The organism is Variovorax sp. J22P240 (genome assembly GCF_030316855.1).
Lineage (GTDB): Bacteria > Pseudomonadota > Gammaproteobacteria > Burkholderiales > Burkholderiaceae_C > Variovorax.
In genome coordinates this window covers 358477-373668 of sequence record NZ_JASZYR010000002.1, presented here as the reverse complement: position 1 = coordinate 373668, position 15192 = coordinate 358477, and the positions used below count along the sequence as shown (strand labels likewise).

Below are 15192 nucleotides of genomic sequence, written 5' to 3'. Positions count from 1 at the left end.
AGCGACGCCATGACGGATTTCATCATGGGCCCGCTGCCGCTCTGGGCGGAGATCCTGACGGCCGTGTTCGCCGTGCTCGGCGCCGCGTTCGCCGCCATCGGCTCGTTCGGACTGATCCGTCTCCCCACCTTTTTCCGCCGCATCCACGCACCCACGCTCGGTGCAACGGTCGGCGTGTGGTGCATCACGCTCGCCACCATCGTCTACTTCTCCGTGCAGGGCGGCAGCCTTTTCCTGCACGCGACGCTCATCGCGCTCTTCGTCGCGCTGACCGCGCCGGTCACCACCATCTTCCTGATGCGCGCCGCGCTGTTTCGCGAACGCCAGAAGGGCGGCGACGTTCCCTCGCCCGATCGGGCACCGCCTGCCGATCGCACTCCGTAGGCTCCGCCAGGCGCTCGACCTGCGCGATGCCGCGCTCATCTCACTGGCCGGTAGGGATAGCCGCTACTGCCCCCAAGGGCAATTGGCATGTGGGGCACGAAAGAGGATCATGGGATGTCCCTTCGATGAAGGTTTTCTGGAGATTTGAATGAAGAAGATTCTTGCCCTGTCCCTTGCCATGGCCATCGGCCAGATGCTCGCCATCAGCGCGCACGCTCAAGCCATAGGTGTCGACGACAAGGCCGCGGCCCGCGCCGAGCGCAAGAAGGAAGGGTCCGAAGCCGCACGCGGCCCGCAAATTGGCGAAGGCCAACCGATCCCCGCCGCCAAGCCCAAGACCTCTGCCCAGGAACGTTCCGCTGCGCGCAGCTCACGCAAGGCTGTCGGCGCCGAAGCGGCCAAGGGTCCGCAGCTGGGCGAAGGCGATCCCATACCTCACGCCGAGCCGAAGGTCTCGGGCGCCGACCGCTCATCGGCCCGCAAGACGCGCAGGACCGCGGCCGCGCAGGCCAACAAGTCCGGCCAGATCAAGTCCAAGGGCGAGACGAGTTACTGACCCGGTCGGGGCGAAGCCCACTGCGCCAGCAATGCATCGGCGGCCCGCAGGTCCGCCGTGGCGAAGCCTTCGGTGAAGCGCGTCCTCACCGATCTCAACAACTTGCGCGCAGGGGCCACGCGCCCCTGCTCCTCCCACAGGCGGCCGAGACTGGTGGCGCTGCGCAGCTCCCATGACAAGGCGCCCTGGCGGCGCGCCAGTTCCATCGATCTCTGAAAGAGCGACTCCACTTCGCCGGCGACGACACCGCGCGCCTTCAGGTTTTCCCCGTGAGCGCGAAGGATCTCCGGCGCACACCAACCGACCGTGCCGTTCTCCACACGCGCGATGCTCGCCGCACCGACCTCCGCCGCCACGAGCGTACCGAACATGTCCGACTGCTTGGGGTCTGACGGCGACACGAGCGGAACTTGCTGCGACAGCACGCGTTCGTAGTTGCGTGCCCATGATTGCCAGTATTCGAGCGCGTACTTGGTGGACTGCTCGCGCAAGGTCTGCGTCAGGCCCCGCGCGGCAACAATGTCTCCCGTCCACAAGGCCACCGGACATGCCGCCCAGCCCAACGCGTGGCACACGCCGAAGGCCACGTCCGACAGCGCGAGTTCAAAGGCCTCGGCTGCCGTGCTGGCGGCCTGTTCCGGATAGCCCTCGATCCACTGGACGCGCGCCAGGATGATGCGCATCGACACGCGGCGATCGACCGACGGCAGCTTGCTCTTCACGAACTGAAGCTGCTCCAGGGAACGGTCCAGCACGCGTTCGGCGAGATCGCGCGCCACCGCGTGATGGCCCAGGCTGTGTTGCGACTGCGCCGTCATCCTGTCGGCGATCAACGCGGCGACCGCGTCGGCATCGACCTTCGCTTCGGCAGCCATGGCCTCGGCGAGGCGAAGGGACTCGGCGTACTCTCCGGTCGCGAACGCGCCGACCCACAAGCCGAAGAGCGATTCGATCCGGTGCTGCGTCTGGCCCGTCTGCTCCGCGAGTTCGAAGGCGCGCCTGAAGGCCCGCCTCGCCACGTCATGCGCGCCGCGCGTCTGTCCCGCGAAGGCGCCGAGAGCGACATGCAGCCGGAGTTCCACCAGCGGTTGCGGCGTTTCGAGGGACGCAATGTCGCCGAGCGCCCGCTCGACGCGAACGCGGTACTCGTCGAGCAGCGACAGCTGGTACGCGAGCGACGTCGACGCTTCCGTCAATCGCACGCCGAGCGCGGGATCGCCGGCGAACGAGAACGCCCAGTCCAGGGCGGCGCGCACCTCGTCGATCAAGCGGCCATAGGTCGCCAGCCATTGCGAGCGCACCGTCGCCGGCGCATCGACGTTCGTGGCGCCGAGCAATTCACAGAGATGCTCGGCATGCCTGCGGCAGATCTTCGGACCCTCGTCGCTGCGCACCAGCTTCTCCAGCGCGTAGGTACGCGTCGTGTCGAGCAGCCGGTAGCGGGTGACCTCGTCGTTCACATCGACCGTCACGAGCGACTTGGCGGCCAGCGCGGTGAGATCGCCCAGCACGTCGACGACGCCGAAGGTACTGTCCACCGCGACCGCACCGGCCGACTCCAAGGTGAAGCCGCCCTTGAACACGGCGAGGCGCCGAAGTGTGACGCGCTCGCTGTCGGACAGCAGTTCGTAGCTCCAGTCGAGCAAGGCACGCAGGGTCTGGTGTCGTGCAAGCACGGTGCGGCGTCCGTTGGTCAGCAGGCGAAAGCGGTCGTCCAGGCGCGCGACCAGTTCGCGGATGCCGAAGAATCCGACGCGCGCCGCAGCGAGTTCGATCGCCAGCGGAAGGCCGTCGAGTCGACGGCACAGTTCACCGGCCAGCGGCGCATCGGCATCGGTGAGCTCGAAGCTGTCCAGCGTGGCAACCGCGCGTTCGACAAAGAGCTGCACGGCCGGGTAACCCAGGGCTGCTGCGGCGGTCAGATGAGGCGATTCCGGGGGCGCGGCCAACGAGGCGAGCCGGACCACCCGTTCGCCCTCGGCGCGCAGCGGTTCGCGGCTGGTCGCCAGCAGGTGAATGCCGGGCGCCGACTTGAGCACGCGCACCGCAAGCGCGGCGGCGGCCTCGATCACGTGCTCGCAGTTGTCGAGCACGATCAGCAGGCGCTTGTCTTGCAGATGAGTCACCAGGCCGGCCACCGGATCGTGGATGGCAACCGAGACGTCGAGCGCCGCGGCGAGCGCACTCGGCACGAGTTGCGGATCCGCGAGCAGCGCGAGGTCGACGAAACGCGCGCCGTGCGCGTAGCTCGCCAGCGTGTCCTCGGCCACGGCGAGCGCGAGCGTGGTCTTGCCCATGCCACCCGGCCCCACGACGCTGACGAAACGGTGTCGAGGCAACGCGGCTGCCAGCGATTCGACGAACTGCGAGCGCCCGATCATTCGGGTGAGGCGCACGGGCAGGTTGTGAATCGGCCGCTCCGCCGCCGGGGATTCGCTCGCGACGACCCGCTTCGAAGGCCGGAACACCGGTGCGACGAAGCAGTAGCCCCGTCCCGGCACGTTGGCGATGTAGCGCAGCCCATCCTGGCCGTCGCCGAGCGTCCGTCTCAGCGCCGCAATGTGCACGCGCAGGCTGTTTTCTTCCACGATCGTGTCCGGCCATGCGTGGGCGATGAGTTCGTCCTTGCTCACGACGTCGCCGGCCTGTTCGGCCAGGGCCGTGAGGATGTCGAAGGCGCGGCTGCCCAGGCGCAGCGGCTTGTCTCCTTCGAGCAGCAGCTTTTGCGAGCGCAGCAGCCGGAAAGGTCCGAAATGCAGGGCGCCTTCGATGGCCGGCATGAGTACTTCAGTCATGGAATGCGCAGCCTACATCCATCCAGGCTTCGCTTTCCTTACGCGTCCGTGCCTGCATGATGGCGTCCATGCATCTCTCGGAACTGCTCCAGCAATATGGCTATGCCGCCGTCTTCGTCGCGGGCCTGTTCGAGGGCGAGACCATCCTCATGCTCGGCGCCTTTGCCGTGCATCAAGGGTATCTCTCGCTGGTGCCGCTGATCGCCTGCGGGGCGGCGGCGGCCTTCGTCACCGACCAGTTCTACTTCCACCTCGGACGCCGCAAGGGCGTGGACCTGCTGGCCAGCCGCCCAAAGCTCCGGGCCCACATGGAACGTGTCGACGGGTTCGTTTCGCGTCATCCTGTCGCGACGATCTTCCTCATGCGGTTTGCGTGGGGATTGCGCATCGCGCTGCCGGCCACGCTGGGCATGGGCAGGATGTCAGCGGCGCTCTATGCGGCGCTCGGTGCGGTGGCGGCAGTCGTCTGGGCGACCGTGGTGAGCCTGTTCGGCGTGAAGCTCACAAGCTGGATCCACGCGGCGGTCGGCCACTTGCGACCGTACGAGCATGATCTGATCGTGGCGGCGCTGGTCATCACGCTGGCGATCGCGCTGCTCAGGCAGTGGCGGTCCCGGCGCTGAGCCGCGCCACCGCACCGGTTCAATCGCGGATTTCGAGGGAGCGGTTGACTCGCAGCGCAACGAGCGTGCAGACCGCGCCCGACAAAAGGTAGAGGCTCACGTAGCCCAGCCCGAAGTTTGCGGACAAGCCCAGGGCCACCAGCGGCGCGAAAGCGGCGCCGAGCAGCCAGGCCAGGTCGGAGGTCAGCGCGGCGCCGGTGTAGCGGTACTTCGACTCGAAGTTGGCCGTCACGGCCCCTGCGGCCTGCCCGTAGGACAACCCCAGCAGCACGAAGCCCAGCAGGATGAAGACGTCCTGGCCGAGCCGGCCGCCGTCGAGCAAGGTCGGCGCGAATCCGCTGAAGACCGCGATGAGCGCGGCGAGGCTGCCCAGCGTCTGGCGCCGGCCGACGCGGTCGGCGATGACGCCCGAAGCGACGATGCCGATGGCCGCGAGGACGGCACCGATCATCTGGATCACCAGGAATTCGGTGATGGATTGATTCGAATACAGCGTGATCCACGACAGCGGGAACACGGTGATCAGGTGGAACAGCGCATAGCTCGCCAGCGCTGCGAATGCGCCGATGACGATGTTGTAGCCCTGCGAGCGCGTCAACTCGACGACGTTGGTCGGCTGCAGTTCGCGCGCTTCGAGCAGGCGGTCGTACTCATTGGTGGACACCAGACGCAGCCGTGCGAAGAGCGCGACCACATTGATGGCAAACGCAACGTAAAAGGTGTAACGCCATCCCCAGTCCAGGAAGTCCTCGGTCGAAAGGCTGGAGTAGAGGTAGGCGAACAGCGCGCTGGCCAGGAAGAAGCCGACCGGCGCTCCCAATTGCCCCAGCATCGCGTACCAGCCGCGGCGGTTGGCCGGGGCGTTGAGTGCGAGCAGCGAAGGCAAGCCGTCCCACGAGCCGCCGAGCGCCAAGCCCTGCCCCACGCGCAGGATCGACAGCAGCACGATGGACGCAAAGCCCATGCTCGCATAGCCCGGCAGGAAGGCCATTCCGGCGGTGGAAATGCCCAGCAGGAACAAGGCGATCGTCAGCTTGGCCTCCCGCCCGAACCGGCGCTGGACGGCCATCGAAATCACGGTGCCGAAGGGGCGTGCGATGAACGCGAACGAGAAGATCGTGAAGGCGAAGAGCGTGCCTTCGAGGCGGTTCTCGAAGGGGAAGAACACCGCCGGGAAGACCAGGACCGAAGCGATCCCGTAGACGAAGAAGTCGAAGTATTCGGAGGCGCGGCCGATGACCACGCCGACGGCGATCTCCGAAGGGGTGACGTGCGAATGATCCGCGTCGCCCTCGGGGCCTTCGTGGAGAGTTTCGTGCAGCGGGGATTCGGTGCTGGAGGGACTGATGCCGGACATCATCATTTCTACTGTGGTTCGTGTGTCATCTGTACATGACGAGCGTCTCACTGAATGAAGATTGCCGCCATAGGACAAAACGTCCAATATCCGGCACGGGCCAAAACAAGTAGATTGTGGTCTCTTTGCGCTCCCTACGCTCATTCTTCGGCATGCCTCCCCTCAAGAACCTTCGCGGACTGCTCCTGCTCCCGCTCGCCCTGTTGGCGGGCTGCAACACGGTGGTGCTGAACGCGTCCGGCGACGTCGCCCGCCAGCAGGGCAACCTGATCGTCATTTCCACCGTGCTGATGCTGCTGATCATCGTGCCAGTGATAGGACTGATCGTCTTCTTTTCATGGAAGTACCGGCAGTCCAACAAGCAAACCACCTATTCACCGGACTGGGACCACTCCACCGAGCTGGAACTGGCCATCTGGGCAGCGCCGCTGCTGATCATCATCGCCCTCGGCGCGATCACCTGGATCAGCACGCACACGCTGGACCCCTACCGGCCGCTGCGACGCATCGACGTTCAACGCCCCGTGCCGGAAGGAACCAAGCCCCTGACCGTCGAAGTGGTCGCGCTCGACTGGAAGTGGCTGTTCATCTATCCCGAGCAAGGCATCGCCACCGTCAACGAACTGGCCGCGCCGGTGGACCGGCCGATCGTCTTCAAGATCACGGCTTCGTCGGTCATGAATTCGTTCTTCATCCCGGCGCTGGCGGGGCAGATCTACGCCATGCCCGCCATGGAGACCAAGCTCAATGCCGTCATCAACGAGCCGGGCGAATTCGAGGGCTTTTCCGCCAACTACAGCGGTGCAGGCTTTTCAGGCATGCGCTTCAAGTTTCACGGACTGGCCAACGCCGACTTCGACCAGTGGGTGCAAAAAGCCAAATCGGGCGGCGACGAGTTGACGCGCGAGCGCTACATGGAACTCGAGCGCCCCAGCGAACGCGACCCGGTGCGCCGATTCGGGACCGTCGCTCCCGACCTCTACGACGCGATCCTCAACCGCTGCGTCGACCGCAACAAGATGTGCGTGAAGCACATGGCGGCCATCGATGCGAATGGCGGTGTGGGCGGCGCAGTCGGTGCCTACAACATCACGACGAAGCCCTGGCAGGCTGACCAGAAGAATTCTCCGATCCGAACCTATGTCACGGCAATGTGCACGGTCGACGATCCCGCCGGCATGTCCATTCCGCGTACCAACCTTCGCATCCAAGAGTAAAGATGCCTGACCATCCTGAACTGACGAAGCTCATCTTCGGCCGCCTCTCCTGGGAGGCGATTCCGTTTCACGAGCCGATCCTTCTCGCGACCTTCATTGCCGTCATCCTTGGCGGCATGGCGCTCCTTGGCGCCATCACCTATTTCCGGGTGTGGGGCACTCTGTGGCGCGACTGGATCACCAGCATCGACCACAAGAAGATCGGCATCATGTACATCATCCTCGGGCTGGTGATGCTGCTGCGCGGCTTCGCCGACGCGATCATGATGCGTGCCCAGCAGGCCGTCGCCTTCGGCGGCGAAGCTGGCTTCCTGCCGCCGCACCACTATGACCAGATCTTCACCGCGCACGGCGTGATCATGATCTTCTTCGTGGCGATGCCGCTCGTCACGGGCCTGATGAACTACGTCGTGCCGCTGCAGATCGGCGCACGCGACGTGGCCTTCCCCTTCCTGAACAACTTCAGCTTCTGGATGACCACCTTCGGCGCCGGGCTGGTGATGGCGTCGCTGTTCGTCGGCGAGTTCGCCCGCACCGGATGGCTGGCCTATCCGCCGCTGTCCGGAATCGAATTCAGTCCGGACGTAGGGGTCGACTACTACATCTGGTCCCTGCAGATTGCGGGGGTGGGCACGCTGCTCTCCGGCGTCAACCTGATCGCGACCATCGTGAAGATGCGCGCCCCGGGCATGACGCTGATGAAGATGCCGGTGTTCACCTGGACCGCGCTCGCCACCAACATCCTGATCGTCGCCGCCTTCCCGGTGCTGACCGCCGTGCTCGCGCTGCTGTCGCTGGACCGCTACGTCGGCACGAACTTCTTCACCAACGATCTTGGCGGCAACGCCATGATGTACGTCAACCTGATCTGGATCTGGGGCCACCCGGAGGTCTACATCCTGATCCTTCCGGCCTTCGGCATCTTCTCCGAAGTGGTGGCGACCTTCTGCGGCAAGCGGCTCTTCGGCTACGCGTCGATGGTCTACGCCACGCTGGTGATCACCATCCTCTCGTACCTCGTCTGGCTGCACCACTTCTTCACGATGGGCTCCGGTGCCAGCGTGAACTCGTTCTTCGGCATCACGACGATGATCATCTCGATCCCGACGGGCGCGAAGATCTTCAACTGGCTGTTCACCATGTACAAGGGCCGCATCCGCTTCGAGCTGCCCATGATGTGGACGATCGCCTTCATGATCACATTCGTGATCGGTGGCATGACCGGCGTGCTGCTGGCGGTCCCGCCGGCCGACTTCGTGCTCCACAACAGCCTCTTCCTGATCGCGCACTTCCACAACGTGATCATCGGTGGTGTGCTGTTCGGCATGCTGGCCGGCATCACCTACTGGTTCCCGAAGGCCTTCGGCTACAAGCTCGATCCGTTCTGGGGCAAGTGCTCGTTCTGGTTCTGGGTCGTCGGCTTCTACTTCGCATTCATGCCGCTCTATGTGCTCGGCCTGATGGGCGTCACGCGCCGCGTGAGCCACTTCGAAGACCCCTCGCTGCAGATCTGGTTCCAGATCGCCGCCTTCGGCGCCGTGCTGATTGCGCTGGGCATCGCGTCGATGATCATCCAGTTCGTGGTGAGCTACATCCGCCGCGACCAGCTGCGCGACTTCACGGGCGACCCGTGGGATGGCCGCACGCTCGAGTGGTCGACGTCTTCGCCGCCGCCCGCATACAACTTCGCCTTCACGCCGCGCGTGCACGACAACGATGCCTGGGCCGACATGAAGAAGCACCACTATGTGCGCCCCGAGGAAGGCTTCATCCCGATCCACATGCCGAAGAACACTGGCGCGGGCTTCATCATTGCCGCGCTGGCCGCGGTCTGCGGCTTCGCCCTGATCTGGCAAATGTGGATCTTTGCAGGCGTCGGCTTCTTCGCGATGCTGGCCGCCATCATCACCCATACCTTCAACTACAAGCGCGACTACCACGTCCCGGCGGACGAGGTCGTTCGCACCGAAGGCGCTCGCACTCGCCTTTTGGCCGCCCATGTCTGACGTCACCGCCCTTTCAACGCCCGGCGCGATCAGCGCCAACCCGAGCGCCCGCTACTACGTGAGCGGCGAGCACCATCCCGAGAACGGCACGATGCTCGGGTTCTGGCTCTACCTGATGAGCGACTGCCTCGTCTTCGCCTGCCTGTTCGCCATCTATGGCGTGCTGGGGCGCAGTTTCGCGGCAGGGCCTTCCGGCGCCGACCTGTTCGACCTGCGGCTGATCGCGCTCAATACTTCCCTCCTGCTGCTGTCGTCGATCACCTACGGCTTCGCAATGCTGGAAATGCAGCGCGACAAGGTGCGGGGCACCATGATCTGGCTAATCGTCACCGGCCTTCTGGGCGCCGGCTTCATCGGCATCGAGCTCTTTGAATTCGCGCACCTGATCCATGAAGGCGCCGGACCGCAACGCAGCGCGTTCCTGTCCTCGTTCTTCGCACTGGTGGCCACGCACGGCCTGCACGTGACCTTCGGCATCGTCTGGATCATCGTGCTGATGGCCCAGGTGGCAAAGCACGGCTTCATCGCAGCGAACCGCCGTCGCCTGATGTGCCTCTCGATGTTCTGGCACTTTCTGGACGTGGTCTGGATCGGCGTCTTCACCTTCGTCTACCTGATGGGAGTGCTGCCATGAGCGCGCATACCGATACTCCAGCCCATGGCGCCCATCACGGTGCGCACGACGACCACCACGGCCACGACGACGGCGCCCCGCACGCCACCTTCAAGGGTTACATGACGGGCTTCGTGCTGTCGGTGATCCTGACGGCCATTCCGTTCTGGCTGGTGATGGGCAATGTGTTCGACAAGTCCAGCACCACGGCGATGGTCATCCTCGGCTTCGCGGTCGTGCAGATCCTCGTGCACATGATTTACTTCCTGCACATGAACGCCAAGTCCGAGCACGGCTGGACGATGCTGGCGCTGATCTTCACGATCGTGGTGGTCGTCATCACCCTGAGCGGCTCGTTGTGGGTCATGTATCACATGAACCACAACATGATGCCGGGCATGATGCACGACATGCACAAGGTGCCTTGACCCAGCCCCGCTCCAGCGCCGTCCTCGCCGCGCTGGCGCTCTGCGCCCTTCTCGCCTTCGCGGGATTCGTGGCGTTGGGCATCTGGCAGGTCGAGCGTCGGGCCTGGAAGCTCGACCTCATCGCCCGAATCGACCAGCGCGTGCACGCACCGGCCGTCGCGCCGCCCACGACCGACCGATGGCCGAAGCTCAATGCAACCGATGACGCGTATCGGCGCGTGCGCGCCACCGGCACCTTTCTCCACGATCGCGAAACGCTCGTTCAGGCCACGACCGAACTCGGCGCCGGGTACTGGGTCCTGACGCCGCTGCGCATGACCGACGGCAGCATCATGCTGATCAACCGCGGCTTCGTGCCGCCCGAGGCGCGGGATCGCGCGGCACGCGGTGCGGCCGACCCCGAAGGCGAGTCCACGGTCACCGGACTGCTTCGAATCACCGAGCCGGGCGGCAGCTTCCTGCGGCGCAACGATCCGACCGCCGACCGCTGGTATTCGCGCGATGTCCAGGCCATCGCGGCGGTTCGCGGCCTGAGCGGCGTCGCGCCCTATTTCGTGGATGCCGAAGCCGCCCCGTCGCGCCCCGGCACAGGCGCAGCGAACGTCCCGCGCACCTGGCCGGTCGGCGGCTTGACGGTCATCAGCTTTGCCAATAACCATCTGGTCTACGCATTCACCTGGTTTGCCCTGGCCCTGATGGTCGCCGCAGCCGCCTGGTACGTGGGGCGCGACGAGCGACGCGTGCGGCAGGGGCGCATGAACGAAGATGCCGGGCATGACTGAAGTCACTGTGATCGCTCCCGGCTCGCCCTCCGACCGGGCCGAAACCGTGAGCCACGGCGACGCGACCGGCCTCAAGAACATGCAGCAGCTCATCCAGCTGCGATGGATTGCCGTGGTCGGGCAGATCGCCACCATCCTCGTCGTTCATTTCGGCTTCGGGATCAGGCTGCCGCTCGACCAGATGCTGGCCGTGCTGGCATGCCTCGCCGCCTTCAACGCGGCGAGCCAGTTCCGCTGGCGCATCCACCGCGACGTGTCCAACACCGAGCTGTTCGTCGCGCTGCTGGTCGACGTGGCCATGCTCACCGCCCAGCTCTACCTCAGCGGCGGCGCAACGAACCCGTTCGTCTTTCTCTATCTGCTTCAGGTCATCCTGGCTGCGGTGTTGCTGGAGGCCTGGTCGACGTGGACGATGGTGGGCGTCACCACCGCCTGCTTCGCCGGGCTGGCCCTGTTCTCGGGACCGCTCTCGATTCCGCTCAACCATGACCGCGGCCTGCTCAGCCCCTACATCCTGGGCGTGCTGATCTGCTTTGCGCTCATTGCGGCCCTGCTGGTGGTCTTCATCACGCGGATCAGCCGCAACCTCCGCGGTCGCGATGCGCGCCTGGCCGCGCTTCGCCAGCGCGCCGCCGAGGAGGAACACATCGTGCGCATGGGCCTGCTCGCCTCGGGCGCCGCGCACGAACTCGGCACGCCGCTCGCCACGCTGGCGGTGATCCTCGGCGACTGGCAGCACCTGCCTCACTTCACTTCCGACCCCGAACTACTGGCCGAGGTCAGCGAGATGGAAGCGCAGGTGCAGCGCTGCAAGAGCATCCTGAGCGGCATCCTGCTGTCGGCAGGCGAGGCGCGAGGCGAGAACTCGGTCGAGACGACCGTCAGTACCTTCCTCGACGACCTGGTCGACGAGTGGCGCGATACGCGCCCCGTGACGTCCTTCACCTACGAGAACCGGTTCGGCCACGACCTGCCCATGGTTTCCGATTCGGCGCTGAAGCAGATGATCTGCAACGTGCTCGACAATGCCCTGGAAGCCTCTCCACGTTGGGTGGCCCTCGAAGCGGCACACGACGGCGACGACCTGACCCTGACGGTCAGCGACCGCGGGCCCGGTTTCGCGCTCGGAATGCTCGCGCAGTTCGGCAAGCCCTATCAGTCGACCAAAGGCCGGCCCGGCGCCGGGCTGGGTTTGTTCCTCGTCGTCAACGTCGCGCGCACGCTCGGTGGCAGGGTCGAGGCGCGCAACCGGCCGGAAGGCGGCGCGGTCGTGACGCTCACGCTGCCGCTGGCCGCCATCACCCTCGAAGAGGATGAGGACGACGAATTGGAAGACGAAGGACATGGAAGCTGAACGCCTGCTGCTGATCGTCGAGGACGACGCGGCTTTCGCGCGGACGCTCGGACGCTCATTCGAACGTCGCGGCTATACCGTGATGCTCGCCGCGAACCTGGACCAAGTGTCGACGCTCCTGAAGGAGCACTCGCCCGGCTATGCGGTGGTCGATCTCAAGCTCAACGGTGACGCTTCGGGGCTCGCGTGCGTCCAGACGCTCAACCAGCACGACCCGGCGATGCTCATCGTGGTGCTCACCGGCTTCGCCAGCATCGCCACCGCGGTCGAGGCCATCAAGCTCGGCGCCTGCCACTACCTCGCAAAGCCGTCGAACACCGACGACATCGAGGCGGCCTTCGGCCGGGCCGAAGGCAGTACGGAAGTCGAACTGACGAACCGCTCCACGTCGATCAAGACGCTCGAGTGGGAACGCATCCACGAAACGCTCGCGGAAACCGGCTTCAATATTTCGGAGACGGCGCGCAGGCTGGGGATGCACCGCCGCACGCTGGCGCGCAAGCTGGTCAAGCAGCGCGTCAAGTAGGCGTCAAGGCGGCGTCAGACCGTCCGCGTGACATCGCGTCCGTCGGCCTGCGCCAGCAACCGCGCCGTGGCTTGGGCCGCCATTTCCATGCGCCTCACGTCGCGCTCGTCGAGGTCGTCGCGCGGCTCGAAGCTGAAGCCGCACAGCACACCGTACAAGCTTCCGTCCGAGAACCTCACCGGCACGCCAATATGGGCGCCCAGGGCCTCGTAGTAATCGGGAAGGCCATTCGCGACCCGCACGCGTTTGACGTCGGGCACCAGGCAAGGCATTCGGCCATCGACGATCCGCTGGCAGATGCTTTCGGTGAGAGGGTGGAAATCCCCTGGCCGGATGATGGCCTCCAGGGCCTTTGCGGAGATCTGCCGGAACACGCGGTTCTGATCCACGAACTCGCCCACGAATACCACCTCGAGGTTGAGCTGCTCGCGCACCACGCGCAGAAGGCTTCCGATGCAGCGCTCGGTGAAACTGCCGTCCATCCCGATGCTGGTCTCCGCGGTGATCGTGGCGATCCGGGATGCCCAATCGTCCAGGCCGTCGTGCTCGCCTTGGGTTGCTTTGCTCGTCAAAACTGTTGATCCTCCGGAGCCATCGTACGACAGAGTGTTTGCGCCATTGCGAGCCCGGCAGCTCCGCACCACAATTTCCGGGCGCCGCCACGGCAAGCCCTGCCGGGGCGCGCACTCACCGGACGCGACCATGCATCATTCATTCGGTGCGCTTTGCAGTGCGTTGGTCGGGCTGAGCATGGCCGGCATCGCCGCAGACACCTCGGCGGAGACACAGCCACCGGGATTTGCCAGCGTGGCGATCATCGGGACCTATCGCACCGCCATGCCGGCGAGGAACCAATACACGCTGCTTTCCATATACCGTCAGGAATCGGCAGGGGGCCCGCCCGCCGGGATCGCCACCTTTGGCTGGCTGGACACCGGCGAGGTGCTGCTGGTCCAGTACACGGAGTACGTGCCCTCGATCACGCAAGCGATGTCGCGCCGCAGTGTGATGACGCCGGAGCCGCAGCCGCTGGACATCAAGACCGCGCCGCGCTACGTGATGGTCTGCGCGTGGCCGCTGGACACCAGGAGGGCACCCGGCAAGCCGATCGCCGTCTACGGCGAGCGGGACGACGCCAATGCGCAGATCGACACCTCGCCGAATTCCACCCTCACGACCCTGATGTGGGCTCCAGTCCCGGCCGCGCGCGCGGCCAGGAATTTCGCTGCGAGGGACTACTGTGGCGAGATCGCGCGCGAGAAGAAATCTTCGGTTCCCGCGTGGCTGATCGATGCCAGGGAATAGCGGCACTCGGCAGATGCGGGCTCGTTACGCTGGATCGCCCACTTGAAGGAACACCATGGCCGAGCTTCCCACTCCACCGCGGCGCCGCGTCGCGCTCATCGCCCACGACGGCAAAAAGACGGCGATGGTGGCTCTTGCACACGAATTCGAATCCCTGCTCCGCCAGTGCGAACTCTGCGCCACGGGCACGACGGGTGCGCGGCTGGCTTCCGAGGTGGGCCTCACGGTCGAGCGCCTGTTGAGCGGACCGCAAGGAGGCGACCTGCAGATCGGCGCGCGGCTCGCCACGGGCGGCATCGATGTCGTCATCTTCCTGCGCGACCCGATGACGGCGCAGCCGCACGAGCCGGACATCAACGCCCTCGTGCGGGCATGCGACGTCCACGACGTGCCTTGCGCGACGAACGTGGCGGGCGCGCGCCTGGTGCTCCGGCAGCTCGAGGCCGAGAAGCGCTGACCCGTCGCTAAGCGAACCGGGCCTGGCCCTGTTCCTGGAACAACGGCGTGACCGTTGCGAGGTTTGCCGGCGCGCGCACCTGCAGCGGCGCCTCGCTCAAGCCCTGGCTGACCAACCCGCGCTGCGCCGCCACGATGACGGCATGCGTGCGCGTTGTCGCATCGAGCTTTTCGAGAATTCCCTTGACGTGCACCTTGACGGTGCCGACGGCAATGCCGAGTTCCTTGGCGATCGCCTTGTTGCACGAGCCTGTCGTCAGCAAGTTCAGCACTTGCGTTTCCCGCGTGGTAAGCCGCTCGCGGGTGAGGCTGTCTGCGATTCGCCGCGAGACGGAGTGGGCCAGATAGCGCTGCCCCTGGCTCAGGGCGGTCACGCCATCGATCAGTTCGTCGATCTGGCAGCCCTGCAGGAGATAGCCGTGGATGCCGGCGTTGATGGCCGAGCGGATCTCCCACTCGCGATCGATCGGTGTGACAACCATGACCTTGGCGCCACGGTTGCGCCGCTCGCCCTTCGCTGCCTTGGTATCGGCCAGGAATGCAAGGCCGCTGCGATAGTCCGCGACGACCACATCGGGCATCACTACCCCTTCGGCCGAATGGATGGCGCCCTCTGCGGTCACGGCCAACCCGGGCCGGTTGCCCAGAATCGCGACCAGGCCGGCGGACATGACGGGATCCTCATGAATCACGAAAACCCGGATGGATTCGATCGTCGGCATGCTTTTTCCTCTCATCGGGCTGCGGCGGGATGGAAATGATCAGCGCGCGGGCACCGCGGAACAAATTA

At 65.5% G+C, this 15192-nt stretch carries 16 protein-coding genes; 12 read left to right on the top strand and 4 right to left on the bottom strand.

Translation table 11 applies throughout. The features are described from left to right. Window positions 1-9 precede the first annotated feature (9 nt). A complete protein-coding gene (mnhG, locus tag QTI24_RS08670; protein WP_286599758.1) occupies window positions 10-384 on the top strand; it encodes a monovalent cation/H(+) antiporter subunit G in 375 nt (124 codons plus the stop codon). Between the two features lie 148 nt (window positions 385-532). Further along, entirely contained in the window at window positions 533-940 is a 408-nt protein-coding gene (locus tag QTI24_RS08665) for a hypothetical protein (RefSeq protein WP_286599757.1), read from the top strand. On the opposite strand, the gene QTI24_RS08660 is transcribed toward QTI24_RS08665, so the two are convergent. Further along, window positions 934-3735, bottom strand: coding sequence for an ATP-binding protein (locus QTI24_RS08660; protein ID WP_286599756.1), 2802 nt, complete (start codon window positions 3733-3735; stop codon window positions 934-936). The two genes, QTI24_RS08665 and QTI24_RS08660, sit on opposite strands and share 7 nt — an antisense overlap. Window positions 3736-3803: 68 nt before the next feature. Here QTI24_RS08660 and QTI24_RS08655 point away from each other — a divergent pair, with 68 nt between their 5' ends. Then, window positions 3804-4358, top strand: a complete 555-nt coding sequence (locus QTI24_RS08655; protein ID WP_286599755.1) for a DedA family protein — start codon at window positions 3804-3806, stop codon at window positions 4356-4358. Between the two features lie 19 nt (window positions 4359-4377). On the opposite strand, the gene QTI24_RS08650 is transcribed toward QTI24_RS08655, so the two are convergent. Beyond that, window positions 4378-5721, bottom strand: a complete 1344-nt coding sequence (locus QTI24_RS08650; protein WP_503011225.1) for an MFS transporter — start codon at window positions 5719-5721, stop codon at window positions 4378-4380. 146 nt (window positions 5722-5867) lie between these two features. On the opposite strand from QTI24_RS08650, the gene cyoA reads away from it, so the two are divergent. From cyoA to QTI24_RS08615, 7 genes are read left to right on the top strand one after another with little or no spacing between them, the layout of a single operon-like run. After that, a complete protein-coding gene (cyoA, locus tag QTI24_RS08645; protein ID WP_286599752.1) occupies window positions 5868-6932 on the top strand; it encodes a ubiquinol oxidase subunit II in 1065 nt (354 codons plus the stop codon). Window positions 6933-6934: 2 nt separating this feature from the next. Further along, window positions 6935-8938 (top strand): cytochrome o ubiquinol oxidase subunit I, encoded by a 2004-nt coding sequence (gene cyoB, locus QTI24_RS08640; protein WP_286599751.1) that lies wholly within the window; start codon window positions 6935-6937, stop codon window positions 8936-8938. Continuing rightward, the gene (cyoC, locus tag QTI24_RS08635) at window positions 8931-9572 is read left to right on the top strand and encodes a cytochrome o ubiquinol oxidase subunit III (protein ID WP_286599749.1); all 642 of its coding nucleotides are present in this window, start codon (window positions 8931-8933) and stop codon (window positions 9570-9572) included. The genes cyoB and cyoC overlap by 8 nt, the downstream gene beginning before the upstream one ends. Further along, on the top strand, window positions 9569-9979 hold the full coding sequence (cyoD, locus tag QTI24_RS08630; protein ID WP_286599747.1) for a cytochrome o ubiquinol oxidase subunit IV: 411 nt from the start codon (window positions 9569-9571) through the stop codon (window positions 9977-9979). Before cyoC ends, cyoD begins: the two co-directional genes overlap by 4 nt. Continuing rightward, window positions 9976-10761, top strand: a complete 786-nt coding sequence (locus QTI24_RS08625; RefSeq protein ID WP_286599746.1) for an SURF1 family protein — start codon at window positions 9976-9978, stop codon at window positions 10759-10761. Before cyoD ends, QTI24_RS08625 begins: the two co-directional genes overlap by 4 nt. Then, the gene (locus QTI24_RS08620; protein ID WP_503011224.1) at window positions 10745-12115 is read left to right on the top strand and encodes an ATP-binding protein; all 1371 of its coding nucleotides are present in this window, start codon (window positions 10745-10747) and stop codon (window positions 12113-12115) included. Before QTI24_RS08625 ends, QTI24_RS08620 begins: the two co-directional genes overlap by 17 nt. Then, window positions 12105-12641: a response regulator transcription factor gene (locus QTI24_RS08615; RefSeq protein ID WP_286599744.1), complete on the top strand. Its 537-nt coding sequence runs from the start codon at window positions 12105-12107 to the stop codon at window positions 12639-12641. The genes QTI24_RS08620 and QTI24_RS08615 overlap by 11 nt, the downstream gene beginning before the upstream one ends. Before the next feature lie 14 nt (window positions 12642-12655). Here the strand turns inward: QTI24_RS08615 and QTI24_RS08610 are convergent, their stop codons facing one another. Further along, complete coding sequence (locus QTI24_RS08610) at window positions 12656-13213, bottom strand: GAF domain-containing protein (protein WP_286599743.1); 558 nt, start codon at window positions 13211-13213, stop codon at window positions 12656-12658. 130 nt (window positions 13214-13343) lie between these two features. Here QTI24_RS08610 and QTI24_RS08605 point away from each other — a divergent pair, with 130 nt between their 5' ends. Continuing rightward, window positions 13344-13946 (top strand): hypothetical protein, encoded by a 603-nt coding sequence (locus QTI24_RS08605; protein WP_286599742.1) that lies wholly within the window; start codon window positions 13344-13346, stop codon window positions 13944-13946. 55 nt (window positions 13947-14001) lie between these two features. Then, complete coding sequence (locus tag QTI24_RS08600; protein ID WP_286599741.1) at window positions 14002-14403, top strand: methylglyoxal synthase; 402 nt, start codon at window positions 14002-14004, stop codon at window positions 14401-14403. A gap of 7 nt (window positions 14404-14410) precedes the next feature. On the opposite strand, the gene QTI24_RS08595 is transcribed toward QTI24_RS08600, so the two are convergent. Then, on the bottom strand, window positions 14411-15124 hold the full coding sequence (locus tag QTI24_RS08595) for a LuxR C-terminal-related transcriptional regulator (protein ID WP_286599740.1): 714 nt from the start codon (window positions 15122-15124) through the stop codon (window positions 14411-14413). Between the last annotated feature and the right edge of the window lie 68 nt (window positions 15125-15192).